Below are 212 nucleotides of genomic sequence, written 5' to 3' on the forward strand. Positions count from 1 at the left end.
ACGTCGGCGAAGGGGATCGGGTTCGGGTAGAGGCCGGCGGCGACCAGGCCGGCGACGTGGGCCATGTCGACGAACAGGTAGGCGCCGACCTTGTCGGCGATGGCGCGGAAGCGCGGGAAGTCGAGGGTCTTGGAGTAGGCGGAGAAGCCGGCGACGATCATCTTCGGCTTATGCTCCACGGCCAGGCGCTCGACTTCGTCGTAGTCGATCAG

The 212-nt window shown here is 67.0% G+C and carries 1 pseudogene; it reads right to left on the reverse strand.

Going from position 1 to position 212, the window contains the following annotated elements:
- Positions 1-212: pseudogene (gene glyA, locus HMPREF2924_RS22130) on the reverse strand (serine hydroxymethyltransferase); the annotation flags it as partial.

This window comes from Pseudomonas sp. HMSC063H08, from assembly GCF_001813645.1.
GTDB lineage: Bacteria > Pseudomonadota > Gammaproteobacteria > Pseudomonadales > Pseudomonadaceae > Pseudomonas > Pseudomonas aeruginosa.